Origin of the sequence: Caenimonas sedimenti, assembly GCF_007833165.1 — a bacterium.
In the GTDB taxonomy this organism is placed as follows: domain Bacteria; phylum Pseudomonadota; class Gammaproteobacteria; order Burkholderiales; family Burkholderiaceae_C; genus Ramlibacter; species Ramlibacter sedimenti.
The window spans coordinates 278,103-300,817 of the sequence record NZ_VOBQ01000004.1; the positions used below are offsets into that span (position 1 = coordinate 278,103).

The 22,715-nt window shown below is 66.2% G+C and carries 20 protein-coding genes and 1 pseudogene; 6 read left to right on the forward strand and 15 right to left on the reverse strand.

Features of this window, described 5'->3' with window-relative positions; genetic code table 11:
- Positions 1–14: 14 nt before the first annotated feature.
- The 12 genes and pseudogenes from FN976_RS06000 to FN976_RS06050 form a co-directional block, all read right to left on the reverse strand.
- Positions 15–623, reverse strand: coding sequence for a DUF502 domain-containing protein (locus FN976_RS06000; protein ID WP_145891994.1), 609 nt, complete (start codon positions 621–623; stop codon positions 15–17).
- 5 nt (positions 624–628) lie between these two features.
- On the reverse strand, positions 629–985 hold the full coding sequence (locus FN976_RS06005) for an FmdB family zinc ribbon protein (RefSeq protein WP_145891996.1): 357 nt from the start codon (positions 983–985) through the stop codon (positions 629–631).
- A 76-nt stretch (positions 986–1,061) separates the two neighbouring features.
- Positions 1,062–2,078, reverse strand: coding sequence for a sodium:solute symporter family transporter (locus FN976_RS06010; RefSeq protein ID WP_349291343.1), 1,017 nt, complete (start codon positions 2,076–2,078; stop codon positions 1,062–1,064).
- Between the two features lie 61 nt (positions 2,079–2,139).
- Positions 2,140–2,505 (reverse strand): annotated as a pseudogene (locus FN976_RS29685) (sodium:solute symporter family transporter); the annotation flags it as partial.
- Positions 2,506–2,548: 43 nt separating this feature from the next.
- On the reverse strand, positions 2,549–4,105 hold the full coding sequence (gene ubiB / locus FN976_RS06015; RefSeq protein ID WP_145891998.1) for a ubiquinone biosynthesis regulatory protein kinase UbiB: 1,557 nt from the start codon (positions 4,103–4,105) through the stop codon (positions 2,549–2,551).
- Positions 4,102–4,689, reverse strand: a complete 588-nt coding sequence (locus tag FN976_RS06020) for a ubiquinone biosynthesis accessory factor UbiJ (protein ID WP_145892000.1) — start codon at positions 4,687–4,689, stop codon at positions 4,102–4,104. Before FN976_RS06020 ends, ubiB begins: the two co-directional genes overlap by 4 nt.
- Positions 4,690–4,722: 33 nt before the next feature.
- Complete coding sequence (locus FN976_RS06025) at positions 4,723–5,676, reverse strand: Tim44 domain-containing protein (RefSeq protein WP_255440163.1); 954 nt, start codon at positions 5,674–5,676, stop codon at positions 4,723–4,725.
- A gap of 46 nt (positions 5,677–5,722) precedes the next feature.
- Entirely contained in the window at positions 5,723–6,454 is a 732-nt protein-coding gene (gene ubiE, locus FN976_RS06030) for a bifunctional demethylmenaquinone methyltransferase/2-methoxy-6-polyprenyl-1,4-benzoquinol methylase UbiE (protein WP_145892004.1), read from the reverse strand.
- 7 nt (positions 6,455–6,461) lie between these two features.
- Positions 6,462–6,875: a gamma-butyrobetaine hydroxylase family protein gene (locus tag FN976_RS06035; protein ID WP_145892006.1), complete on the reverse strand. Its 414-nt coding sequence runs from the start codon at positions 6,873–6,875 to the stop codon at positions 6,462–6,464.
- Between the two features lie 36 nt (positions 6,876–6,911).
- Positions 6,912–8,426, reverse strand: a complete 1,515-nt coding sequence (locus FN976_RS06040) for a ShlB/FhaC/HecB family hemolysin secretion/activation protein (RefSeq protein ID WP_186510760.1) — start codon at positions 8,424–8,426, stop codon at positions 6,912–6,914.
- A gap of 214 nt (positions 8,427–8,640) precedes the next feature.
- Positions 8,641–9,939, reverse strand: a complete 1,299-nt coding sequence (locus tag FN976_RS06045) for a FecR family protein (protein ID WP_186510761.1) — start codon at positions 9,937–9,939, stop codon at positions 8,641–8,643.
- 238 nt (positions 9,940–10,177) lie between these two features.
- Positions 10,178–14,068, reverse strand: a complete 3,891-nt coding sequence (locus FN976_RS06050; RefSeq protein ID WP_145892012.1) for a DUF3683 domain-containing protein — start codon at positions 14,066–14,068, stop codon at positions 10,178–10,180.
- A 175-nt stretch (positions 14,069–14,243) separates the two neighbouring features.
- On the opposite strand from FN976_RS06050, the gene ugpB reads away from it, so the two are divergent.
- From ugpB to ugpQ, 5 genes are all read left to right on the forward strand, one after another.
- Positions 14,244–15,551: a sn-glycerol-3-phosphate ABC transporter substrate-binding protein UgpB gene (gene ugpB / locus FN976_RS06055; protein WP_145892014.1), complete on the forward strand. Its 1,308-nt coding sequence runs from the start codon at positions 14,244–14,246 to the stop codon at positions 15,549–15,551.
- A 189-nt stretch (positions 15,552–15,740) separates the two neighbouring features.
- Complete coding sequence (gene ugpA, locus FN976_RS06060) at positions 15,741–16,622, forward strand: sn-glycerol-3-phosphate ABC transporter permease UgpA (protein ID WP_145892016.1); 882 nt, start codon at positions 15,741–15,743, stop codon at positions 16,620–16,622.
- A gap of 44 nt (positions 16,623–16,666) precedes the next feature.
- Entirely contained in the window at positions 16,667–17,521 is an 855-nt protein-coding gene (ugpE, locus tag FN976_RS06065; RefSeq protein ID WP_145892018.1) for a sn-glycerol-3-phosphate ABC transporter permease UgpE, read from the forward strand.
- 6 nt (positions 17,522–17,527) lie between these two features.
- Entirely contained in the window at positions 17,528–18,535 is a 1,008-nt protein-coding gene (locus FN976_RS06070; RefSeq protein WP_145892020.1) for a sn-glycerol-3-phosphate import ATP-binding protein UgpC, read from the forward strand.
- A gap of 13 nt (positions 18,536–18,548) precedes the next feature.
- Complete coding sequence (gene ugpQ / locus FN976_RS06075; protein WP_145892022.1) at positions 18,549–19,283, forward strand: glycerophosphodiester phosphodiesterase; 735 nt, start codon at positions 18,549–18,551, stop codon at positions 19,281–19,283.
- Between the two features lie 105 nt (positions 19,284–19,388).
- On the opposite strand, the gene FN976_RS06080 is transcribed toward ugpQ, so the two are convergent.
- The 3 genes from FN976_RS06080 to FN976_RS06090 form a co-directional block, all read right to left on the reverse strand.
- On the reverse strand, positions 19,389–19,979 hold the full coding sequence (locus FN976_RS06080) for a DUF3501 family protein (protein WP_145892024.1): 591 nt from the start codon (positions 19,977–19,979) through the stop codon (positions 19,389–19,391).
- Between the two features lie 4 nt (positions 19,980–19,983).
- On the reverse strand, positions 19,984–21,336 hold the full coding sequence (locus FN976_RS06085; RefSeq protein WP_145892026.1) for a (Fe-S)-binding protein: 1,353 nt from the start codon (positions 21,334–21,336) through the stop codon (positions 19,984–19,986).
- A gap of 93 nt (positions 21,337–21,429) precedes the next feature.
- Positions 21,430–21,852 carry a rubrerythrin family protein gene (locus tag FN976_RS06090; protein WP_145892028.1) on the reverse strand — a complete coding sequence of 141 codons (423 nt, stop codon included), beginning with the start codon at positions 21,850–21,852 and terminating at the stop codon, positions 21,430–21,432.
- Between the two features lie 213 nt (positions 21,853–22,065).
- Here FN976_RS06090 and FN976_RS06095 point away from each other — a divergent pair, with 213 nt between their 5' ends.
- Positions 22,066–22,683: a VOC family protein gene (locus FN976_RS06095; RefSeq protein WP_145892030.1), complete on the forward strand. Its 618-nt coding sequence runs from the start codon at positions 22,066–22,068 to the stop codon at positions 22,681–22,683.
- Positions 22,684–22,715: the final 32 nt, after the last annotated feature.

A 22,715-nucleotide genomic window follows, 5' to 3' on the forward strand; every position in this document is an offset into this window, starting at 1 on the left:
GCGACGCGTCCTTGCTAGGATTTGATACCGCCAGGGCTGACAACGCCCATGGAAACCACGTACTTGAGCGCGTCGTCCACGCTCATCTTCAATTCGATGCAGTCGGCCCGGCGCAGCATGACGAAATAGCCGCCCGTCGGGTTGGGCGTGGTCGGCACATAGACGCTGACGTAGTCGCCCTGCAGGTGGTTGATGACGTCGCCACCGGGGACCCCCGTCACGAAACCGATGGTCCAGACGTCGGGGCGCGGCCATTGCACGAGCACGGCGACGCGAAACGCATTGCCGCTTTCCGAGAACAGCGTGTCCGAGACCTGCTTGACGCTGGAGTAGATGGAGCGCACGACCGGGATCCGGTGCACGATCGCATCGCCCAGCGCCACGAGACGCTTGCCGGCGAAGTTGCTCGCCACCGCGCCGACGACCAGCAGGATGCCCAGCGTGAGCAGCACGCCGAAGCCCGGGATGTGGACGCCGAGCAGCCTGTCGGGCTGCCATTGCGCCGGCAGGATCAGCAAGGTCTGGTCCAGCGTGCCGATGATCCACTGCAGCACCCAGATGGTGATGGCCACCGGGACGATGACCAGCAGGCCGGCCAGGAGCCATTTGCGGAGTGCTGCCATGAGCTTCAGCCGCCGGCGCTGGGGGCGTCGGACTTGGGTGCGGGGGCTGGAGCCGCGGGCTCGGACTTGGCCGGGGCGCTCTTGTCCCCCGCGGCCTTTTCCGGCGCCTTGTCCGCGGCCTTGTCGCCGGACTTCTCGGCCGAGGCGTCAGCCGCCTTGTCGGGAGCGGGCGCGGCGGAGCCGTTCTTGAAGTCGGTGGCGTACCAGCCGGAACCTTTCAGCTGGAAGCCGGCGGCGGTCAGCTGCTTCGCGAAGGTGGACGCGCCGCAGGCCGGGCACACCGACAAGGGCTCGTCGGACACCTTCTGCAGGACGTCCTTGGCATGGCCACAGGAGCCGCACTTGTACGCGTAGATGGGCATGGCTCGTCAGGTGGTTGAAGGATGCAAAGCCCTCAATTATAGGCCGGGGGCCCGGCGCCCCTCACGTAGCCGCCGCTCAGGCGCGCACGATCGCCTGCCCCTGATTGCGGATGATCTGCGGCCCCAGGGATCCCACGGCCATCAGGACGATGGAGGCGAAAAACCCGATCAGGTTGGCCGGGACGACCAGTCCTTCCGTCAGATTCTGGACCAGCAGCCAAGCCGAAACGCCGCCGATGGACGACAGCAGCGCGCCCTGGGTGGTGGCCCGCTTCCAGTACGCGCCCGCCAGCAGCGGCACGAAGGCGCCGGCCAGCGTGACGTTGTAGGCGTTCTGCACCATCTGGTACATGGTGCTCGTGCTGTTCAGGGCGAAGACGAGCGCGCAGCCCGTGAAGATGACCAGGATCACGCGCAGGGACAGCAGAAACGTCCGGTCGCTCATGCCCGGCGAAAACGGCCGCAGCACGTTTTCGGTGAAGAGCGAGGTGGGTGCCAGCAACGCGCCACTGGCCGTCGACAGGATCGCCGACAGCAGGGCACCGAAGAACATCACCTGCGCCCAGAGCGGCATCTTGCCCAGCACCAGATCGGGAAGCACGCGCTGGATCTCACGGGCATCCTCGGCACCGAACAGCTTGGCCACGCCGGGATCGGCCACGACGGCCGCATAGGCGATGAAGATCGGGACAAAGGCGAAGCAGAAATAGATCAGCGCGCCGATGATGGTGCCGCGCACGGCGGTGGCTTCGTCCTTGGCGCTGGTCATGCGCTGGAACACGTCCTGCTGCGGGATGGAACCGAACGCGAATGCGAAGAACGCGCCCGCCATCGCCCACCAGCCGGCGCTGTCGGACGGGAAAAAGGCGAGCTTGCCGTCGGCCGCCGCCTTGGCGATGACGTTGCCCGCACCGCCGGCGAGATCGCCGACCAGCCAGGCCACCAGCGTCAGGCCCACCAGGATCACGACGGTCTGGAACAGGTCGGTGAAGGCCACCGACCACATGCCGCCGAAGAGCGTGTAGACGAGCACCACCCCGGAGCCCAGCAGGATCGCCTGATTGAGCGAGACGGCCCCCCCCCGAGAGAACATGAATGACGAGGCCGAGCGCCGTCATCTGGGCGGATGTCCAGCCCAGGTAGGAGGCGACGATGGCGAAGCTGGTGATGACTTCGACCGCCTTGCCGTAGCGCTGCTTGTAGAAGTCGCCGATCGTCAGCAGGTTCATGCGGTAGAACAGTCGCGCGAACAGCAGGGCGGCGAGCACCAGGCACACCGAGGCGCCGAAGGGATCGCCAGGAATGCCGGAGAGGCCGTCCTTGGCGAAGGTCGCGGACACGGACAACACGGTTTCCGCGCCGAACCATGTGGCGAAGACGGTCGCCACGTTCATGTAGAGCGGGAGGCTGCGCCCCGCCACCATGTAGTCCCGCGCGGAATGCACGCGCCGCGCGGCGATGAGGCCGATGGCGATGGTGACGACCATGTAGGCAACAACAAACCAGATCAGCGCATTCATTGCATCGGCCCCTTTTTCCGCGCAGGATTGTAGATGAGCAGGCTCAGAACCAGCGGACCCGCACCAGGACCTGCATGACGATCAGCCCCAGGACGAATCCGGCAAAGGCATAGGCCAGGCCCTGCAGCAGGCGGTTGGTGCGCTTCTGCTCCGCCAGCAGCTCCCGGATCTCGCGGCGGGCGTCGCCAGGCTGCTGCTGCAGGTAGGTGTGCAGCAGGCGCGGCAGGTCGGGCAGCAGCTTGGCGTAACGCGGCGCCTGATCGCGCAGTTCCTCGATCAGCTTCTGCGGGCCGACCTGGTCCAGCATCCAGCGTTCCAGGAACGGTTTGGCCGTGCTCCACAGGTCGAGCTCGGGGTCGAGCTGGCGGCCGAGGCCCTCGATGTTCAGCAGCGTCTTCTGCAGCAGCACCAGCTGCGGCTGGATCTCGACATGGAAGCGGCGCGAGGTCTGGAACAGACGCATCAGCACCATGCCCAGCGAGATTTCCTTCAGCGGCCGGTCGAAGTAGGGCTCGCACACGCCGCGGATCGCACCTTCGAGTTCGTCGACGCGTGTGTTGGGCGGCACCCAGCCGGACTCCACGTGCAGTTCCGCCACCCGCTTGTAGTCGCGCCGGAAGAAGGCGGTGAAGTTCTGCGCCAGGTATTCCTTGTCATGCTCGGTCAGCGTGCCGATGATCCCGAAATCCAGCGAGATGTAGCGGCCGAACGTGCCCGGCTCCAGGCTCACCTGGATATTGCCGGGGTGCATGTCGGCATGGAAGAAGCCGTCGCGGAACACCTGGGTGAAGAAGATCGTCACGCCGTCCCGCGCGAGCTGCGGGATGTCGACGTTGGCGGCGCGCAGCCGGTCGATGTGGCTGATCGGGACGCCGTACATGCGCTCCATCACCATCACTTCGGGGTGGCAGAAGTCCCAGTACATCTCCGGGATCAGCACCAGGTCGAGGCCCGCCATGTTGCGCCGCAGCTGCGCCGCGTTGGCCGCTTCGCGCACCAGGTCCAGTTCGTCGTGCAGGTACTTGTTGAATTCGGCGACCACTTCGCGTGGCTTCAGCCGGCGGCCGTCGGCCGACGCGCTTTCGACCCAGCCGGCCATCATGTGCATCAGGTCGAGGTCCTTGTCGATCACCGGCAGCATGCCGGGCCGCAGGACCTTGACCGCCACCTGGCGCAGCTCGCCGGAGCGCAGCTTCAGCACCGCGAAGTGGACCTGTGCGATGGAAGCGCTGGCGACCGGCTCGTGCTCGAAGCTCTCGAAGATGTCGGCCAGGGGGCGGCGGAAGGCCCGCTCGATGGTGGCCACCGCGACCTCGGAGGGGAACGGCGGGACGCGGTCCTGCAGCAGCGCGAGTTCGTCGGCCACGTCGGCCGGCAGCAGGTCGCGCCGGGTGGAAAGCACCTGGCCGAACTTGACGAAGATGGGGCCCAGGTGTTCCAGCGCCTGGCGCAGGCGCTGGCCGCGCGGGGCGTCGAGGCGGCGCCCGAACGTCACGACCCGGGCCAGCCCGCGCAGGCGGAAGCCGGTGAGCACGAGTTCGTCCAGCCCGTAGCGCAGGATCACCAGGAGGATGAAACCGGCGCGGAGGTAGCGCGTCATCCGCCGGCCTGCGTGGGACCGGCCGGGGGGGCGACACTGGACGTCGGCGTGTGGATGGGTGCGGGCGCCACGCTGCCGACGAAGCGGCGCAACGCGTCGGACATGGCGCGCGCCACCTGCCCCATCGCGTGGGCCGGCGCATCGCCGACCAGCCGCGACAGGTCTTCCTCGAGGTCCCAGCGGACGTGGTCGACCAGCCATTGCACCTCGGCGGCCAGCTGCACGTCGCCCGCGATGCGCACCGGCGGCTTCTCGCCGCGCAGCGCGGCCTGCGCGAGCGCAAACGGGGAATCCTCGGTCAGGGTCAGCGTCAGGTCCGGTTGCGCACCCGGCGGCGCCAGGTCCAGCAGGCCGGCCGGGGTGGCCTGCAGCCGGATGTGGAAGACCCGCCAGTGCGCCTCGATCAGCCGCCCTGCCTGGCGCTTCAGCCGCGCCTGGGCCTCGGGCTCCTGCTGCAGCACGTGGTTGATGAGCAGCACCAGCCGCCGCTGCATTTCCTCCACCACCCAGCCGGGAGGCTGCAGGGCCTGGCCCACGCGGTCGAACATCTGGTCGAAAAACGAAGTGGGGGACTGTATGGCCATAGTCCCCTGATTATTCACGACCCCGGGCGGTTTCTACTGCAGCGCCAGGACTCCCGCCACCAGCCAGCCGGCGGCGCCGTCCTTGGGCCGGGTCATGTTCCAGACTTCGCGAAACGGGCTGGGCCCCGCGGACGGGTCTTCGCGGATCATCCCCGAGAACTCCACGCTCGCCAGGTGGAAGCCCCCCTGGTCCTCGACGCCGAGCAACTGCGCTTCCAGCAGCACGATGTCGGTGTGGCTGGGCGCGCCCTGCGGCTGTCCATCGCGCTCGGCCAGCTGCTGGCGGATCTCGCCCAGCATCTCGTCGGTCATCATGCTGCGCAGGCTGGCCGTGTCGGAGCGGTCCCAGGCGTCCTGCAGGGTGATGAAATTGCGCTTCGCGGCCGCCAGGAATCCCGCGGCGTCGAACCCGGCGGGCATCCCGCCGGTCTGCCCGCTTTCGAGAGCCGGGCCGGTGCGCGCGCCGCTGCCCTGCGGTTCCTGCTGGCCGATCTTGCTCACCTCGAACGCCATGCTGCTGCGTTCCCACGGCCGGGCCGAAGCGTCGTTGCCGACCTTGTCGGGGCTGTACTGCCGGGCGGTGACCGTGTTCGCCGGGGCGCCGGCGCCCTGGTAGGCATCACCATGCCAGGCGGCCGCCGGGCCACTGCGCGCACGCACGAAGAGCCCGATGCCGGCCATGATGACCAGGGCCAACAAGGCAAACAGCAGGAACTGGCCGAAGGCTGCGCCCAGACCCAGCGTGTGCGCCAGCCAGGCCAGCCCGAGGCCGGCAGCCAGGCCGCCGAGCATGCCGGCCCCGGGCCGCCCGGCCGATGGGGCCGTGCTAGCCGCGGCGGGCAAGGCCTGCTTCTGCTGGTCGGGGGTCGCCGTGGCGGGCGATGCTGGCGCCGTGTTCTGCCGGGGCGCGGCGCTGGTCGACTGCTGGCCGGCCGGGCCGCCGCCGAGGCGCGCGGCCTGGGCGTCCGGCGCGCCCAGGGCGAGCACGCCAGCCAGGATGACGGCCGAAGCCGTCAGGGCTGGCGCACGGCGGCTAGCACTTGATCCCCACGTGCAAGGCGGCGACGCCTCCCGTGAGGTTGTGATAGTCCACATGGGCGAACCCGCCTTTCTTCATCATGGCCTTGAGCTCCTCCTGGCCCGGATGCATGCGGATCGACTCGGCCAGGTAACGGTAGCTGGCCTCGTCGCCCGCCACCAGCCGGCCCAGCCGCGGCAGCACCGAGAACGAATACCACTCATAAGCCTTTTCCAGCGGTTGCGCCACCCTGGAAAACTCCAGCACCAGCAACTTGCCGCCGGGCTGGAGGACGCGCTGCATCTCGGCGATGGCGCGGTCCTTGTGCGTCATGTTGCGCAGGCCGAAGCCGACGCACACGCGGTCGAAATGCCCGGACGCGAACGGCAGTTTTTCGGCGTCACAGACGACCGTGGGCAGCACGACCCCCGCATCGAGCAGGCGGTCGCGGCCGACCCGCAGCATCGAAGCGTTGATGTCCGTGTGCACGACCACGCCGGTCGGGCCCACCTTGCGGGCAAATGCCTGGGCCAGGTCGCCCGTGCCCCCGGCGATGTCGAGCACGCGCTGGCCGGGCCGCAGGTCGGCGGCCAGCACCGTGAAGGCCTTCCAGGCCCGGTGCAGGCCGAGCGACATGAGGTCGTTCATCATGTCGTAGCGCGGCGCCACGGAATCGAACACGCCACGCACGCGGCGGGCCTTCTCGCGTTCCTCGACGGATTCGTAGCCGAAATCGGTCTTTGCCATCACGCCCTCAGTGTCCGCAGGCACCGGCCGCGGCCTTGCCGGCCATGGGCGCGTCGCGGTCGGCCCCGGCGGCAGCCAACCGCTTTTCGTACTCGGCCCACAGCTCGCCCTGCTGCGAACCCAGGAAGTGGAGGTAGTCCCAGGAAAAGATCCCGGTGTCGTGCCCGTCGGAGAACGTCGGCTTGACCGCGTAGTTGCCCACCGATTCGAGATCGACGATGTCGACCTCGCGCTTGCCGGTCTGCAGGACTTCCTGCCCGGGCCCGTGGCCCTGCACCTCGGCGGAGGGCGAATAGACGCGCATCAGCTCGAACGGGATGCGGAAACTCGCGCCGTCGTCGAAAGCGATCTCCAGCACGCGCGATTGCCCGTGCAGGGTGATGGATCGGGGAGCGGGTTGGTCTTTGCGGAGGCCGGCCATGCGCCTAGTGTAGGCGCAGGCCCGGAACCACGGGGTTCAGAACCGCACGGACAGGTTCACGTAGAACTTGTCGTCGCCCTTCTGGGGCGAGGACGAATTCACCGTCAGCGGCACCTTGCTGCTCACCAGCAGGCGGCCATAGTCCGCCGTGACGGCGAAGATGCCGGAGGCATAGCGCAGCCCGAGTCCGACGCTGGCGAGCCGGTCGGACGAAGGCTTGCTGGTGCCGTTGGCGTCGTTGTTGCCGAGCCAGCCGGCATCGATGAAGCCCAGGAATCGAAGCCCGGGCACCACTTCCGGCGTGCTCAGTTCGACCGACCCGAACAGGCCCTTGTCGCCCGACAGCGGCCGCTCGATCGTCGTGCCCCGCACCGAGCCCAGGCCGCCCAGGCCGAACTGTTCGCCTGAAATCAGCACGTCGGGGCTGAACTGGTACTGGCCGCGGACGCTCCAGGTCCAGCTCTGGAAGACGGGCGCCGTGTAGAAGGCGCCGCCGCGAACGGCTTTCCAGTGGACGGTGTCGATGCGCGGGTCTTCGCTGCGGTAGGACACGAGGTCGTTGTTGTCGCCGGAGCCGGTGTTGAAGGCCAGGTCGGCGTTGTAGCCCCAGATCGCGGCGTCGGTTTCCGTGCGCGCGGTGTAGCCGAAGGTGATGGGCCGGCTGCGGCGATCGAGCGCACCGGGCACGACGAGGTTGTTGATGCGGGCGGCGTCGAACACCTTGTCGTCGAGGGCGACCGTCACGTAGCTGCGGCGCCCGCCTTCCGGCGCGAGGTAGTGCGTGTAGTTGATGCCGGCGGTATGACCGGCGCCGGTGCTGTTGAACGTGCCGAAATTGCCGATCACGTCGGACCGTGTGTAGCTGGCTCCGACGACACCTCCGAGCTCGTAGAGCGGCGCGCGGTAGGACAGGCCGATCTGCTTCACGTCGTCCGACTTCTCGATGGAGGTCGTGTAGGCCGCCTGGATCTGGTGGTCGCGGTTGAACAGGTTGGTGTGGCCGGCGGTCACGGTCAGGCGGTCCTCGCCGGATGACTCGGAGCCCGCATTGGACAGCGACACGCCGAAGGTCCAGGGCTTGGCTTCCTTCACCGTGATGGTGGCGTCGATCTTGTCGGCTTCCTCGGACTCGCGCAGCCCCACCTGCACCTGCTTGTTTGGGTTTTCATTGGCGATCGCGGTCTGGATCGCCATAGTCCGGAAATTGGGGCTGTCGCCTTCGCGCAGCTCGGGCACCGTGCGGCGGATGTTGCCCTCGTCGTAGATCTGGGCGCCCTCGATGCCGACCTTGCCGATGGTGAACTTGACGATCGCCAGCCGCACGGTCTCACCCAGCTCCTGCGGCGGCAAGGCGACCTTGTGGAGGCCGAAACCGCGCTCGCGCAGGACGGCTTCGAGCGAAGCGGTCGCCTGCTGCAAGGTCTCGATGGTGGCGTTGGCACGCAGGTAAGGGGCCAGGACGCGGGCGGACTCTCCCTCGCCCAGGGGGTTCTCGCCGGTGATCTGGAAGCCCCGGATGGTGAACACCGGGGAAGGCGCGGCAACCGCCATCGGGGGATTGGCAGGGGCCGGCGGAGGCGTCGGCGGGGCGGCGGGAGCCTGGGCGACCGCCGAACCAGCCGCGGCCAAAGCCCACAGCGCCAGAAGAGACCGTCCCCTGCGCCGCCCAGACAGCGGGCGGGGCATTTCAAACCCTCGGTTCATGTTTCTTGCCGCTCTTCGTTATTTGAGCGGTCATTTTCGCCGGGACTCAGCAGCTTGTCACTTACTTGCAGACCTTGCCGATGCCCGATTCGCCCAGGATGCTGACCAGCAGCGGGTTCTTCGAGTCTGGTAGCGGCACGGTGTCGAAGTCCAGGAACTTCGGAATGTTGACCGGGCGCGACGTGGTGCCGTCGTTGCCGACCGATCCCGCTTCGTTCTTGCCCAGGTGCATGATCTCCTTGGCGCTCACGAGCTCGATGTGGCCGTCGCGGACGAACACGAAGAGGCCTTCCGAAGCGTCCGAGCTGTTGTCGCTAGAAAACAACTGCTTGTTGTCGACGTTGACCTGATCGGGCTGCTTGCCTTCGATCGAGGGCTGGTTGGTGATCAGCTGCGGCGGGCCGGACAACGGCAGGAACAGCCCCTGGCCGGCCTGCAGCACCTGAAGGGCGGTCAGGCCTTGTGCCACCTCGATGGAGCCCAGCCAGGTCCACAGTTGGGTGCCCCGCAGCTCATCGAAACTGACATCGAAGCCCGTGCCCCGGATGCCGATGGTGGCGGTGGGCGTGGAGAAGCCGACGTTGCGGGTGTTGGCCTTGCCGATCAGGCCCGTCAGGGCGCGGGCCGAGCCGCGCAGCAGCGAGACGAGGAACCGGCCTTCGCCCGCATTCTTCTGGTCGAACACGAAGTTGTCGACGCGGAAGCGGGTCTGCGAGCCGAGGGTGATCTTCGACTCGTCGCGGAAGGCCATCACGGCCTGGGTGTTCGGGGAGGTCTCGACGGTGTCGCCGGGATAGATGCTGCCGCCGGCCACGACGCGGCGCCGCTGGCCGGCCGGGTCGACCGCGTTGACCTCCCCCGTGACCTCGACGATCTTGGCACTGGCGGCCACGGCATTCGGGCGTGCGCTCTCGGTGACCCTGGACGCTTCTGCGGCGCAATCGCGCGTGCAGATCCGGGCGTCGAAATCGGTGCCGCGGATGCCGATGGTGGCCGTGTTGGTCTGCACCTTGGCGGCGTTCGGCGAACTCTTGGCGATGGTGCCGGTGACGGCGCGGAAGCCGCCGCGCACCAGCTGCATCAGGAAGCTGTTGTCCTGCGGCGCGCTTTCCTTGAAGCGGTATTCCTGCAGCACCAGCTCCGAATTCGGCCGCACGGTCATGCGGGTGCCGTCCTGCAGCTTGATCACGGCGGAACCGCCGTCGGATGTGGTGAGGCGGTCGCCCTCGCGCAGTTCCAGGCCCTTGCCCAGGGTCCGCGGGCCTTGACCCGGCGTCTGGGCGAAACCAACGCCGCGCGAGAACTCGACCTGACCCGCCGATTGGGCGTGGAGAGACGGCGCGAACAGCAGCAGCTGCATGGCGGCGAGGGCGGCAAGCCACCTTGTTGAATGTTTTGCGGTGCGCATGAACGACCTCCGGTACCCGGTGCAAATGGGAAATCTGCTGACCTATCGCGTTATACACGGTCACAGGTGTGACAAACATGTCGCAGAAGCACCCCGTGATGGGTGCCCGTTGCGAATTTCACGATCAGGTGCAATTTTCGGGCCGCACAGCAACACGCGCAATGGGCTTTTCGCGCACGCGGGGCAATCCTTACACGAGAACGCGCTCGATGCCCCCGTTGTTGGCCGCGTGCACGTACTCCGGCATCCAGTTGGCACCCAGCAGGCGATTCGCCATTTCGACCACGATGTAGTCGGCCTCCAGCAGGCCGTTCTGGAGGTCGTGGTTGTAGCGCGAGAGCCCTTGCAGGCAGCTCGGGCAGCTGGTGAGGATCTTGATGTCCTCCTTGGCGCCGACGGCGCCGGAAGCCCGCAGCGCGGCCTCGTCCTTGCGCAGTTCCTCCTCCTTGCGGAAGCGAACCTGGGTGGAGATGTCCGGCCGGGTCACGCCGAGCGTGCCGGACTCGCCGCAGCAGCGTTCCGACTTGCGGACGTTGTCACCCACCAGCGCCTTCACCGTCTTCATCGGCTCCTGCTTCTTCATCGGGCTGTGGCAGGGGTCGTGGTACAGGTAGGCGCCGGCCGCTTCCAGCCTGATGCCTTTTTCCAGCAGGTATTCGTGGATGTCGATGATGCGGCAGCCGGGGAAGATCTTGTCGAACTCGTAGCCCTGGAGCTGGTCGTAACAGGTGCCGCAGGACACGACCACCGTCTTGATGTCCAGGTAGTTCAACGTGTTGGCCACGCGGTGGAACAACACCCGGTTGTCGGTGATGATCTTCTCGGCCTTGTCGAACTGGCCGGAGCCGCGCTGCGGGTAGCCGCAGCACAGGTAGCCGGGCGGCAGCACCGTCTGCACGCCGGCGTGCCACAGCATCGCCTGGGTCGCCAGCCCCACCTGCGAGAACAGGCGCTCGGAGCCGCAACCGGGGAAATAGAAGACCGCCTCGGTCTCGGCCGTCGTGGCCTGGGGGTTGCGGATGATCGGGACGTAGTCCTTGTCCTCGATGTCCAGCAGTGCCCGCGCCGTCTTCTTGGGCAGGTTGCCCGGCAGCTTCTTGTTGATGAAATGGATCACCTGCTCCTTGATGGGAGCGGTGCCGTTGGTCGCCGGCGGGGCCTTCACCTGCAGATGCGCGAAGCCGCGCAGCAGGTTGTTGGCCATGCGCTGCGCCTTGAACCCGATGCCGACCATCGCGCCCCGGACCAGCTTGATGGTCTCGGGGTTGGTGGCATTCAGCATCAGCATGGCCGCGGCGTTGCCGGGGCGGAAACTCTTCTGCCCCATCTTGCGCAGCAGGTTGCGCATGTTCATCGACACGTCGCCGAAGTCGATCTTCACCGGGCAGGGGTTCTCGCACTTGTGGCAGACCGTGCAGTGGTCGGCGACGTCCTCGAACTCCTCCCAGTGCTTGATCGAGACGCCGCGCCGCGTCTGCTCTTCGTACAGGAAAGCTTCCACCAGCAGTGAGGTCGCCAGGATCTTGTTGCGCGGGCTGTACAGCAGGTTGGCGCGCGGCACGTGGGTGGCGCAGACCGGCTTGCACTTGCCGCAGCGCAGGCAATCCTTGATGCTGTCGGCGATGGCGCCGATGTCGGACTGCTGCATGATCAGCGACTCATGCCCCATCAGGCCGAAGCTGGGCGTGTAGGCGTTGGTGAGGTCCGCGTAGACCGAGGTCTCGGAATCCTCCTGCGCATGCCGCAGCAGCTTGCCCTTGTTGAAACGCCCTTCCGGGTCCACCCGCTGCTTGTAGTCGGCGAACGGCTTCAGCTCCTCGTCGGTCAGGAATTCCAGCTTGGTGATGCCGATGCCGTGCTCGCCCGAGATCACGCCGTTGAGCGAACGCGCCAGCACCATGATGCGCTTCACCGCCTCATGCGCCGTCTGCAGCATCTCGTAGTTGTCGCTGTTGACGGGGATGTTGGTGTGGACGTTGCCGTCGCCGGCGTGCATGTGCAACGCGACCCAGACCCGGCCTTTGAGCACCTGCTTGTGGATGGCGGTCACCTCGGCCAGGATGGCCGCGAACGCATTGCCGGCGAAGATGCCTTGCAGCGGCGCGCGGATCTGGGCCTTCCAGCTGGCGCGCAACGTGTGATCCTGCAGTTGAGGGAACAGGCGGTCGACGTCGGCCAGCCACCCCTGCCATTGGGCCCGCACCTCGCGCACCAGCGCCAGCGCCTGCCCCACCCGGTCTTCCAGCAGTTCGGCCGAAGGAATCTCGCCGGCGTCGTCCTGCCGGCCCAGCGGCAGGTTGCCGCGGCTGAAAAAGGCCTCGAGCTCGTCCGCCAGCCTGATCTTGTTGGCCAGCGACAGCTCGATGTTGATGCGCTCGATGCCGTCGGTGTACTCCGCCATCCGCGGCAGCGGGATCACGACGTCCTCGTTGATCTTGAAGGCGTTGGTGTGCTTGCTGATCGCGGCCGTCCGCTTGCGATCCAGCCAGAATTTCTTGCGTGCTTCGGGGCTGATGGCGACGAAGCCCTCACCGCTGCGCGAGTTCGCCAGACGCACCACTTCAGACGTGGCGCGCGCCACCGCATCGGCGTCGTCGCCGGCGATGTCGCCCACCAGCACCATCTTCGGCAGCCCGCCGCGGCCGTCCGATACCCGCTTGGATTTCGTCGCGTAGCCCACTGCCTTGAGGTAACGGTCGTCCAGGTGCTCCAGGCCAGCCAGGACCACGCCCGAGCGTTTCTGCTCGGCGAACATGAAGTCCTTGATCTCGACGATGCTGGGCACGGCGTCCTTCGCGTTGCCGAAGAACTCCAGGCAGACCGTGCGGGTGTGCGCCGGCATGCGGTGCACCACCCAGCGCGCGCTGGTGATCAGGCCGTCGCAGCCTTCCTTCTGGATGCCGGGCAGGCCCGAGAGGAACTTGTCGGTGACGTCCTTGCCCAGGCCTTCCTTGCGGAAGGTCGCCCCGGGGATCTCGAGCTTCTCGGTGCGGATGGGCGTCTTGCCGTCCGCCTCGAAGTACCTGCATTCGAAGGTCGCGACCGGCGCGTCGTGGATCTTGCCCAGGTTGTGGTCGAGACGGGTCACCTCCAGCCATTCGGCCTGTGGCGTGACCATGCGCCAGGAGACGAGGTTGTCCAGCGCCGTGCCCCAGAGCACCGCCTTCTTGCCGCCGGCGTTCATCGCGACGTTGCCGCCGATGCAGGAGGCCTCGGCCGACGTCGGGTCCACGGCGAAGACGAAGCCGGCGCGTTCGGCGGCGTCCGACACGCGCTGCGTCACCACACCGGCTTCCGTCCAGACCGTCGGGACCGGCTGCGCGTGGCCGGGAATGGCGACGTGCTCCACCTCGGTCATCGCCTCGAGCTTCTCGGTGTTGATCACCGCGCTCTTCCAGGTGAGCGGCACGGCGCCGCCGGTGTAGCCGGTGCCGCCGCCCCGCGGGATGATGGTGAGGCCCAGCTCGATGCAGCCGCGCACCAGGGCGGCCATCTCGGTCTCGGTGTCCGGCGTCAGCACCACGAACGGGTACTCGACGCGCCAGTCGGTGGCGTCGGTCACGTGGGAGACACGGGACAGGCCGTCGAACTTGATGTTGTCCTTGGCCGTGACCCGGCGCAGGGCGCGTGTCGTGCGGGCGCGCAGTTCCGCTGTCTCGGTGAAAGCCGTGTCGAAGCGCCGCACCGCGACGCTCGCGAGCGCCAGCAACTCGCCGACCAGGGCGTCGCGCTGCGCGTCGCTGTCGGGGGTGCGGCGCTTCTGGACCTCACCCAGGCGGTGGTGCAGCGCCTCGACCAGGAGCTTGCGGCGGCGCGGGTTGTCCAGCAGGTCGTCCTGCAGGTAGGGGTTGCGCTGCACGACCCAGATGTCGCCCAGGATCTCGTACAGCATGCGCGCCGAACGGCCGGTGTGGCGTTCCTCCCGCAACTGGTTCAGCACCTCCCAGGCGCGCACCCCGAGCAGGCGCATCACGATCTCCCGGTCGGAGAACGAGGTGTAGTTGTACGGGATCTCGCGAAGCCGCGGCGCGTCGCCGTCCGCGGCGGCCAGGAGTTGTTCGATTTTCGTCGGGGCGTTCATGGCTGTTGCGTGTCAGCCATTTGAATGCAACCTCGGCTGAGCGGAGATGTTACCGCAGTGCAGCAACCCGCTGGGGAAACCCCGCTTGTTGCCGCCTCGTCCGGTGGGTGTAATCCGCTGTCACAAATAGGCCGTACAGTCGCGGCCTTTGAGCATCCAACAGGAGTATCCAAGCATGCAGAAGATCAAGCTTTCGGCGCTGGCGTTCGTGGCGGCCCTGGCGCTGCCGGCCCAGGCCCAAGTGGAGGTCCAGTGGTGGCATTCCATGGGCGGCGCCCTCGGCGAATGGGTCAACGACCTCGCCAAGGAATTCAACGCCAGCCAGAAGGACTACAAGATCACCCCGACGTTCAAGGGCAGCTATGCCGAGTCCATGACGGCGGGCATCGCCGCCTATCGCGCCGGCAACGCTCCGCACATGATCCAGGTGTTCGAAGTCGGCACCGCGACCATGATGGCCGCCAAGGGCGCCATCGTCCCGGTCGCCAAGGTCATGAGCGACGCGGGCCTGAAGTTCGATCCGAGCATCTACGTGCCGGCGGTCTCGGGCTATTACACGGCCCCCAACGGGCAGATGCTGAGCTACCCGTTCAACAGCTCGACGCCGGTGTTCCATTACAACAAGGACGCGTTCAAGGCCGCGGGCCTGGATGCGGAGAAGCCCCCGACCACCTGGCCCGAAGTCGCCCTGGCCGCCGCCAAGCTCAAGGCCTCCGGCCACAAGTGCCCTTTCACCACCAGCTGGATCAGCTGGACCCAGCTGGAGAGCTTCTCGGCGTGGCACAACGTGCTGTACGCCACCAAGAACAACGGCTTCGGCGGCACGGACACGCGCCTGGCGTTCAACACGCCGCTGCACGTGCGCCACGTCGAGAATCTGGCCAACATGGCCAAGACCGGCCTGTTCGTCTACAAGGGCCGCGAGAACAAGGCGGATGCCACCTTCGTGTCCGGCGAGTGCGCGATGATCACCGGCTCCTCGGGACTTTCCGGCAACGTGAAGCGCAACAGCAAGTTCGCCTACGGCATCGGTACGCTGCCCTACTACCCGGACGTGCAGGGCGCCCCGCAGAACACCGTCATCGGCGGCGGCAGCATCTGGGTGATGTCCGGCAAGAAGCCGGAGGAATACAAGGCGGTGGCCGCCTTCCTGAACCACCTGTCCAAGCCCGAAGTCGCGGCGGCCAGCCACCAGCGCACCGGTTACCTGCCGGTGACCAAGGCTTCGTTCGAGCTGACCGAGAAATCCGGCTTCTACAAGCAGAATCCGGGCTTCGACGTCTCGGTGAACCAGATGGTCCGCAAGACGACCGACAAGTCGCGCGGCGTGCGCCTGGGCAACTTCGTCCAGATCCGTACCATCATCGATGAGGAACTCGAAGGCGTCTGGCAAGGCAGCAAGCAGCCGAAGGAAGCCCTGGACAATGCGGTCAAGCGCGGCAACGAGCAGCTTGAGCGTTTCCAGCAGGCCAACAAGGGCTAAGAAGCCCGTCATTCCCGTCCAGAGCCTGCCCCTGCGCAGGCAGGGGCGGGAATCCAGGAAGAGCGGCCGAGGGCCGCTTTTCTTGTGAATGCCCTGGATCCCCGCCCCTGCCTACGCAGGGGCAGGCTCTGCGCGGGGATGACGAAAAGTGCCGTCGGGAATGACGGCATCGGTTACAACAGCGCTCTTATGGAAAAACGGGTCCTCTTCAAGTCCGGCTGGCTGCCCTGGGCGTTGATCGCTCCGCAGATGGCCGTCATCCTGGTGTTCTTCTTCTGGCCCGCCGGCCAGGCCCTGTACCAGAGCGTGCTCCAGGAGGACGCGTTCGGCGCCACCCGGGAATTCGTGGGCCTGGACAACTTCAAGCGCCTGTTCGCGGATCCCTCGTACCTGGACTCGTTTCGCATCACCGCGGTCTTTTCCGCCCTGGTCGCGGTCGGCGGGTTGGCTCTGTCGCTCCTGCTGGCGGTGATGGCCAACCGGGTGGTCCGCGCCGCCGGCGTCTACAAGACGCTCCTGATCTGGCCGTATGCCGTGGCCCCGGTGGTGGCGGGCGTGCTGTGGCTGATGATGTTCGCCTCGCCTTACGGCGTGATCCGCTATGCCCTGATCGAGATGGGATTCGAGTGGAACCACCTCCTCAACGGCCGGCACGCCATGGCCCTGATCGTGATCGCCTCCATCTGGAAGTACATCTCGTACAACTTCCTGTTCTTCCTGGCAGGGCTGCAGTCGATTCCCCACTCCTTGATCGAGGCGGCCACCATCGATGGCGCGACCCCTTGGCGGCGTTTCTGGACGATCGTGTTCCCGTTGCTGTCGCCCACCACGTTCTTCCTGCTGGTGATCAACGTCGTGCATGCGTTCTTCGAGACCTTCGCCATCGTGGATGCGGCGACGAGCGGCGGGCCGGGCAAGGACACCGCGATCCTGGTGTACAAGGTCTACTACGACGGCTTCAAGGCCATGGACGTCAACGGCTCGGCCGCGCAGTCCGTGATCCTGATGCTGATCGTCATCGCGTTGACGGTGGTCCAGTTCAAGTTCGTCGAGAAGAAGGTGCACTACTGAGGCTTCGCGGGGCAGACCTCAGCTCTGTCCTCGACTGACTAAACATGATCCAGCGCAATCCCATCCTCGACTTCATCTCGCACGCGATCCTCATCCTGGGCGTCGTCGTCGTGTTCTTCCCCATCTACGTCACCTTCATCGGCTCGACGCAGACGGCGCAGCAGATCAACGCGAGCAACCCGATCTCCCTGCTGCCCGGCACCAACATGGTCGAAAGCTACCGGTTCGCCCTGTTCGGCGGCAAGACGGAGGCCGGTGCCACGGTCTCGCCGGCGCTGCCCATGATGGGCATCAGCCTGGCCAGTGCGCTGATCATCGCCATCGGCAAGATCGCCATCTCGCTGCTGTCGGCCTTCGCCATCGTCTACTTCCGCTTCCCGTTCAAGAACCTGGTGTTCTGGATGATCTTCGTCACCCTGATGCTTCCGGTGGAAGTGCGCATCGGGCCGACCTACCAGGTCATCTCGGACCTGAAGATGCTCAACACGATGTCGGGACTGACGATTCCGCTCATCGCCTCGGCCACGGCCACCTTCCTGTTCCGGCAGTTCTTCATGACGGTTCCGGACGAACTGGTGGAGGCGGCACGCATGGACGGCGCGGGACCGATGCGGTTCTTCAAGGATGTGCTGCTCCCATTGTCCAAGACGTCCATGGCGGCGCTCTTCGTCATCCAGTTCATCTACGGCTGGAACCAGTACCTGTGGCCGCTGCTGGTGACCACCGATGAGCGCATGTACCCGATCGTGATGGGCATCAAGCGCCTGATCTCCGGCGAGGCCTACATCGAGTGGAACGTGGTGATGGCCACCGCCATTCTGGCAATGCTGCCGCCGGCGATCGTCGTGATCCTGATGCAGAAGTGGTTCGTCAAGGGCCTCGTGGACACCGAAAAGTAGAACAAGATGGCTTCAATCTCTCTAAGAAACGTCGTCAAGAAGTACGGCAAGGGCAAGCAGGAACTCCAGGTGATCCACGGCGTGAACGCCGAGGTCGCCGACCGCGAGTTCATCGTCATCGTCGGGCCTTCGGGCTGCGGCAAGTCGACGCTGCTGCGCATGGTCGCGGGCCTGGAAGAGATCTCCGGCGGCGAAGTCTGGATCGGCAACCGTGTCGTCAACCAGCTGGAGCCGGCCGAACGCGACATCGCCATGGTGTTCCAGAACTACGCGCTCTATCCGCACATGAGCGTGTTCGAGAACATGGCCTATGGCCTGAAGATCCGCAAGATGCCGATCGAGGAGATCAAGCAGCGCGTCGACAAGGCCGCCGGCATCCTGGAACTGGGCCACCTGCTGGACCGCAAGCCGCGGCAACTCTCCGGCGGCCAGCGCCAGCGCGTCGCCATGGGCCGCGCCATCGTGCGCCAGCCGCAGGTGTTCCTGTTCGACGAACCGTTGTCGAACCTCGACGCGAAGCTGCGCGCGCAGACCCGGCTGGAAATCCAGAAGCTGCACCGCGAACTGGGCATCACCTCGCTCTTCGTCACGCACGACCAGGTCGAAGCCATGACGCTGGCCCAGCGCATGATCGTCATGAACGCCGGCAACATGGAGCAGTTCGGCACGCCGGAAGAGGTGTACCACCGGCCCGCGTCCACGTTCGTCGCCAGCTTCATCGGCTCGCCGCCGATGAACCTGCTGAAGAACGCGCAGGGCGGGCGCCCCGGCACGATCACCGGCATCCGCCCCGAGCACCTGGACGTGGGTGACTCGGGCTGGGAGATCCGCACGGAGACGGTGGAACTGCTGGGCGCCGAACGCCTGATCTACGGACGCCTCGGCGACGAGCAGATCATCGTGCGGATCGAGGAAGGCCAGAAGTCGCCGGCCGCCGACGAGGTCATCCACGTCAAGCCGCGCGAAGACCGCCTGCACTGGTTCGACGCCGGGACCGGCAAGCGCATCACATGACCCCCCCATCGAAATGAAGGCCTGGCCCTATCCGCGCTGGGTGGCGCACCGCGGCGCCGGCAAGCTCGCGCCCGAAAACACCCTGGCCGCATTCCGCCTGGGCGCCGCGCACGGCTACCGCATGTTCGAGTGCGACGTGAAGCTCTCGGTGGACGGCGTGCCCTTCCTGATGCATGACGCCACGCTGGAACGCACGACCAATGGTGTCGGCACGGGCGGCGACCAGCCCTGGGACCAGCTGGCCCGGCTGGATGCCGGCAGCTGGCATTCGCGGGCCCATGCCGGCGAACCGCTGCCGACCTTCGAGAACATCGCCCGCTATTGCCTGGCGAATGGCTATTTCCTGAACATCGAGATCAAGCCGACGCCTGGTCTCGAAGCGGAGACGGGCCGTGTGGTGGCGCAGCATGCGGCGCGCCTCTGGCATGGTCAGGCGGTGCCGCCCCTGCTCACTTCGTTCCGCCCCGAGTCGCTGCAAGCCGCGCAAACCGTGCAGCCCGAACTCCCGCGCGGCCTGCTGCTGGACACGTTGTGGACGGGCTGGCTGGAGATGGCCTTGTCGCTGGAATGCGTGGCGATCGTCTGCAACCACGCCCTGTGGGACAAGAGCACCGTCACGCAGGCGCACAGCGCCGGCTTCCGCTGCCTGAGTTACACGCCCAACGACGAATGGGCGGTCCAGCGGCTGCTGGACCTCGGCACTGACGGCATCATCACGGATCGGGTGGACCTGTTCGCGCCGGTCTGAAAGACGGAAGCTCTGGATTCCCGCCTCCGCGGGAATGACGAAACCTCACCCCCTCATCCCCGCGTGAGGAGCGCAAGCGTACGTGGGGATCCAGAGCGCCCTGCCCTACTTCAGATCGCCCGCGAGCGACGCCAGCGTTTCCGGCGCAATGGCGACGTGTGCCGGGTAGTTGGTATGGTCGCACCCGAGCTTCACCGCAGCACCCGCCTGGATCGCTTCCCGCAACGGCGGGGCGAACTCGAAGCGCAGGAAATGCACCGCCGAGGTCTTCTCGTCGTTCTCGCGGTCCATGTCCTCGTCGGCCAGCGCATAGACGCGTGCGTGCCCCTCGACCTCGACGAACATGCGGTCTTCCACGCCGATCAGCCGGGCGAGTTCGCGCCTGCGCTCGTTCTCGTCGGGGTACTCGATCATCATCGTCGCCTTCCAGTTGCTGCCGTCCGGCACCAGTGGCTGGTAAGCGTCGATCTCCTGCAGGATGCCTTCCTCCTCGAAGATCTTCTCGATCCGCAGCATCTCCTGCACCTGGTAGCGCATGCTGAGCTCGCTTTCGAACTGCACCGAGATGTGCTCTCCGAGGCGCACGCTGCGCAGCTTGCGGTGGGCGATCACGTCCGCCTTGTGCGCCTTGCGCCACTTGCTGTAAGCCTCCAGCGTCATGAGGCTTTCGGGGGTGATCTTGCCGGTCAACTGCATCGATTCACTCCAGCCCGTAGGCGATGCGCACCAGCGAAAGCGGGTGCTCCAGTTTCACCGCGCCCAGCCCGTTGCGCTCGAAGCCCTGGTCGATGTGGTGGCCGCCGAGCGGGCAGTCGGAGCTGATGTAGTCCGGCTTGCCGCCCTCCGGATGGTCTGCCATGCGCTTGAAGAGGGGCTTGCCGATCTTCATGGCGACCTCGTGGTACGGCTTCTTCACGCCGAAAGTACCGGCGTGCCCCGAGCAGCGCTCGGTGGTGTGGACGATGGTGCCGGGGATCAGCTTCAGCAACTCCTCCGTCTTGCGGCCGATGTTCTGCACGCGGCTGTGGCAAGGCACGTGGTAGCTCACCTTGCCGAGCGGCTTGGCGAACTCCATGCGCAGCAGGCCGTCCTTGCGGCGGGCGGACAAGTACTCGAACGGGTCCCACATCGCCGCCTTGACGGCCTGCACGTCGGCATCGTCCGGGTACATCAGCGGGATTTCCTGTTTGAACATCAGGGTGCAGCTCGGCACGGCGGAGAGGATCGCGTAGCCCTCCTTCGCATACTTCGCGAGCACCGGGATGTTGGCCTGCTTGCTCTGGTCGACCGATTCCAGGTCACCCAGTTCCAGCTTGGGCATGCCGCAGCATTTTTCCTTCTCGACCAGCTCGTAGGGGATGCCGTTGTGGGAGAGGACCTTCAAGAGGTCCATGCCGATGCCGGGTTCGTTGTAGTTGACGTAGCAGGTGGCGAAGATCGCGACCTTGCCCGGCGTGCGCTGGCCGTCGGTGACCATGATGTCGCGCGTTTCGGGCGCCGCGCTGCGGAATTTGCGCGTCGCCAGCGCGGGCAGCCAGGCATTGCGGTCGACGTTGAGCGCGCTTTCCATCAGGGAACGCATCGGCTTGGTCTGGTTCACGGCGTTCGCGACCTGCACCACGATCGGGATGCCGGCGAACTGCCCATGCACGTCGGTGGACGAGAGGAATTTCTCGCCGAAGCTCACGCCACCCTGCTTGAACTTGATGGCCTTGGCGCGCAGCATCGTGTGGGGAAAGTCCAGGTTCCACTCGTGCGGCGGCACGTAGGGGCACTTGGTCATGTAGCAGAGGTCGCACAGGTAGCACTGGTCGACCACCTTCCAGTAGTCCTTCTTCTCGACGGACTCGACTTCGCCGGTCTTGCCTTCGTCCACCAGGTCGAACAGCGTCGGGAAGGCCCCGCAGAGGCTCACGCAACGCCGGCAACCATGGCAGATGTCGAAGATGCGTTCCAGCTCCTTGAACGTCGCGGCCTCGTCGTAGTAGGCGGGGGACTTCCAGTCGATCGGGTGCCGCGTGGGCGCCTCGAGACTGCCTTCGCGTGGCGGCATGGGGGGTCTCTTGTTCTCAGGGGCTGGGATGAGTGGCTCGTGGCGAGCCCTCACCCCAGCCCTCTCCCAGAGGGAGAGGGAGGAAAGCCGGGGTCAGTCCACCAGTTCGTTCAAAGCCTTGGTGTAGCGGTTGGCGTGCGAGCGCTCGGCCTTCGCCAGCGTTTCGAACCAGTCGGCCACTTCGTCGAAGCCTTCGTCGCGGGCCGTCTTGGCCATGCCCGGGTACATGTCGGTGTACTCGTGGGTTTCACCGGCGACGGCCGCCTTCAGGTTGTCGCGCGTCGGGCCGATCGGCAGGCCGGTCGCGGGATCGCCGCACTGCTCCAGCCATTCCAGGTGGCCGTGCGCGTGGCCGGTCTCACCTTCCGCCGTGGAGCGGAACAGGGCGGCCACGTCGTTCTGGCCCTCCACATCGGCCTTGTTCGCGAAGTACAGGTAGCGGCGGTTGGCCTGTGACTCGCCGGCGAACGCGGCCTTCAGGTTCTCTTCCGTCTTGGAGCCTTTGAGTGCTGCCATGGAAATCTCCTTCGTGGTTGATGAAGCAATGCAGGACGTTCCGGCGCGGCCGGAAACCGTCACAGGGTAGTCAGCCCGCGGCCAGCCGTCTAATAGCCAAGGTCAATCCGATGAATTGGGTATGGCTATGAAGCCAGCCCAGTTGATAACGATTCTCAACCATCCAGAATTACGATATAGTAAATCGATTACGTATAGGTAAACGAGGAATCCATGGCCGCCGTCCTGAAAAACCCCGCCGCCCTGCCCGCCCCGGCCCCGATCCACCAACTGCACCACTACGCCTACCGGGCCAGGGATGCCGAGGAGACGCGGCATTTCTACGAAGACATTCTCGGCCTGCCGCTCTACCACATCATCCAGAGCGACGTCGTGCCCAGCACCGGCGAGTACTGCCCCTACACCCACTTCTTCTTCCGGCTGCAGGACGGTTCGTTCATCGCCTTCTTCGACCTGGGCGACGACCAAGCGGCGGAGCCGTCGCCCAACACGCCCAAGTGGGTGAACCACATTTCATTCCGGGTGGATTCGGTGCAGGCGCTGCTCGACATGAAGGCGCGGCTGGAAGCCAACGGCGTGGAAGTCCTGGGCGTCACCGACCACCACATCTTCCACAGCATCTATTTCTTCGACCCCAACGGCGTGCGCCTCGAGCTCACCGCGCAGCTGGCGGACGAGTTCCAGATGCTGGAGGAAAGCAGGACGGCGCATGCGCGGCTGCGCGAATGGACCGCGCGCAAGGAGCAATGGCGCAAGGAGCGCGCCGAAGGCAAGACCGCCGCGCCGCTCAAGCCGCAGCAGAATGACCGGCCGGAACTGGTGAAGAAGTAGGCTGTCATCCCCGCGGAGGCGGGGATCCAGAG

Bases quoted from the DNA above. Each gene is read 5' to 3' on its own strand.
- FN976_RS06000 (WP_145891994.1), bottom strand. From the start codon at position 623: ATGGCAGCACTCCGCAAATGGCTCCTGGCCGGCCTGCTGGTCATCGTC.
- FN976_RS06005 (WP_145891996.1), bottom strand. From the start codon at position 985: ATGCCCATCTACGCGTACAAGTGCGGCTCCTGTGGCCATGCCAAGGAC.
- FN976_RS06010 (WP_349291343.1), bottom strand. From the start codon at position 2,078: ATGTTCTCTCGGGGGGGGGCCGTCTCGCTCAATCAGGCGATCCTGCTG.
- ubiB (WP_145891998.1), bottom strand. From the start codon at position 4,105: ATGACGCGCTACCTCCGCGCCGGTTTCATCCTCCTGGTGATCCTGCGC.
- FN976_RS06020 (WP_145892000.1), bottom strand. From the start codon at position 4,689: ATGGCCATACAGTCCCCCACTTCGTTTTTCGACCAGATGTTCGACCGC.
- ubiE (WP_145892004.1), bottom strand. From the start codon at position 6,454: ATGGCAAAGACCGATTTCGGCTACGAATCCGTCGAGGAACGCGAGAAG.
- FN976_RS06035 (WP_145892006.1), bottom strand. From the start codon at position 6,875: ATGGCCGGCCTCCGCAAAGACCAACCCGCTCCCCGATCCATCACCCTG.
- FN976_RS06040 (WP_186510760.1), bottom strand. From the start codon at position 8,426: ATGGCGGTTGCCGCGCCTTCCCCGGTGTTCACCATCCGGGGCTTCCAG.
- FN976_RS06045 (WP_186510761.1), bottom strand. From the start codon at position 9,939: ATGCAGCTGCTGCTGTTCGCGCCGTCTCTCCACGCCCAATCGGCGGGT.
- FN976_RS06050 (WP_145892012.1), bottom strand. From the start codon at position 14,068: ATGAACGCCCCGACGAAAATCGAACAACTCCTGGCCGCCGCGGACGGC.
- ugpB (WP_145892014.1), top strand. From the start codon at position 14,244: ATGCAGAAGATCAAGCTTTCGGCGCTGGCGTTCGTGGCGGCCCTGGCG.
- ugpA (WP_145892016.1), top strand. From the start codon at position 15,741: ATGGAAAAACGGGTCCTCTTCAAGTCCGGCTGGCTGCCCTGGGCGTTG.
- ugpE (WP_145892018.1), top strand. From the start codon at position 16,667: ATGATCCAGCGCAATCCCATCCTCGACTTCATCTCGCACGCGATCCTC.
- FN976_RS06070 (WP_145892020.1), top strand. From the start codon at position 17,528: ATGGCTTCAATCTCTCTAAGAAACGTCGTCAAGAAGTACGGCAAGGGC.
- ugpQ (WP_145892022.1), top strand. From the start codon at position 18,549: ATGAAGGCCTGGCCCTATCCGCGCTGGGTGGCGCACCGCGGCGCCGGC.
- FN976_RS06080 (WP_145892024.1), bottom strand. From the start codon at position 19,979: ATGCAGTTGACCGGCAAGATCACCCCCGAAAGCCTCATGACGCTGGAG.
- FN976_RS06085 (WP_145892026.1), bottom strand. From the start codon at position 21,336: ATGCCGCCACGCGAAGGCAGTCTCGAGGCGCCCACGCGGCACCCGATC.
- FN976_RS06090 (WP_145892028.1), bottom strand. From the start codon at position 21,852: ATGGCAGCACTCAAAGGCTCCAAGACGGAAGAGAACCTGAAGGCCGCG.
- FN976_RS06095 (WP_145892030.1), top strand. From the start codon at position 22,066: ATGGCCGCCGTCCTGAAAAACCCCGCCGCCCTGCCCGCCCCGGCCCCG.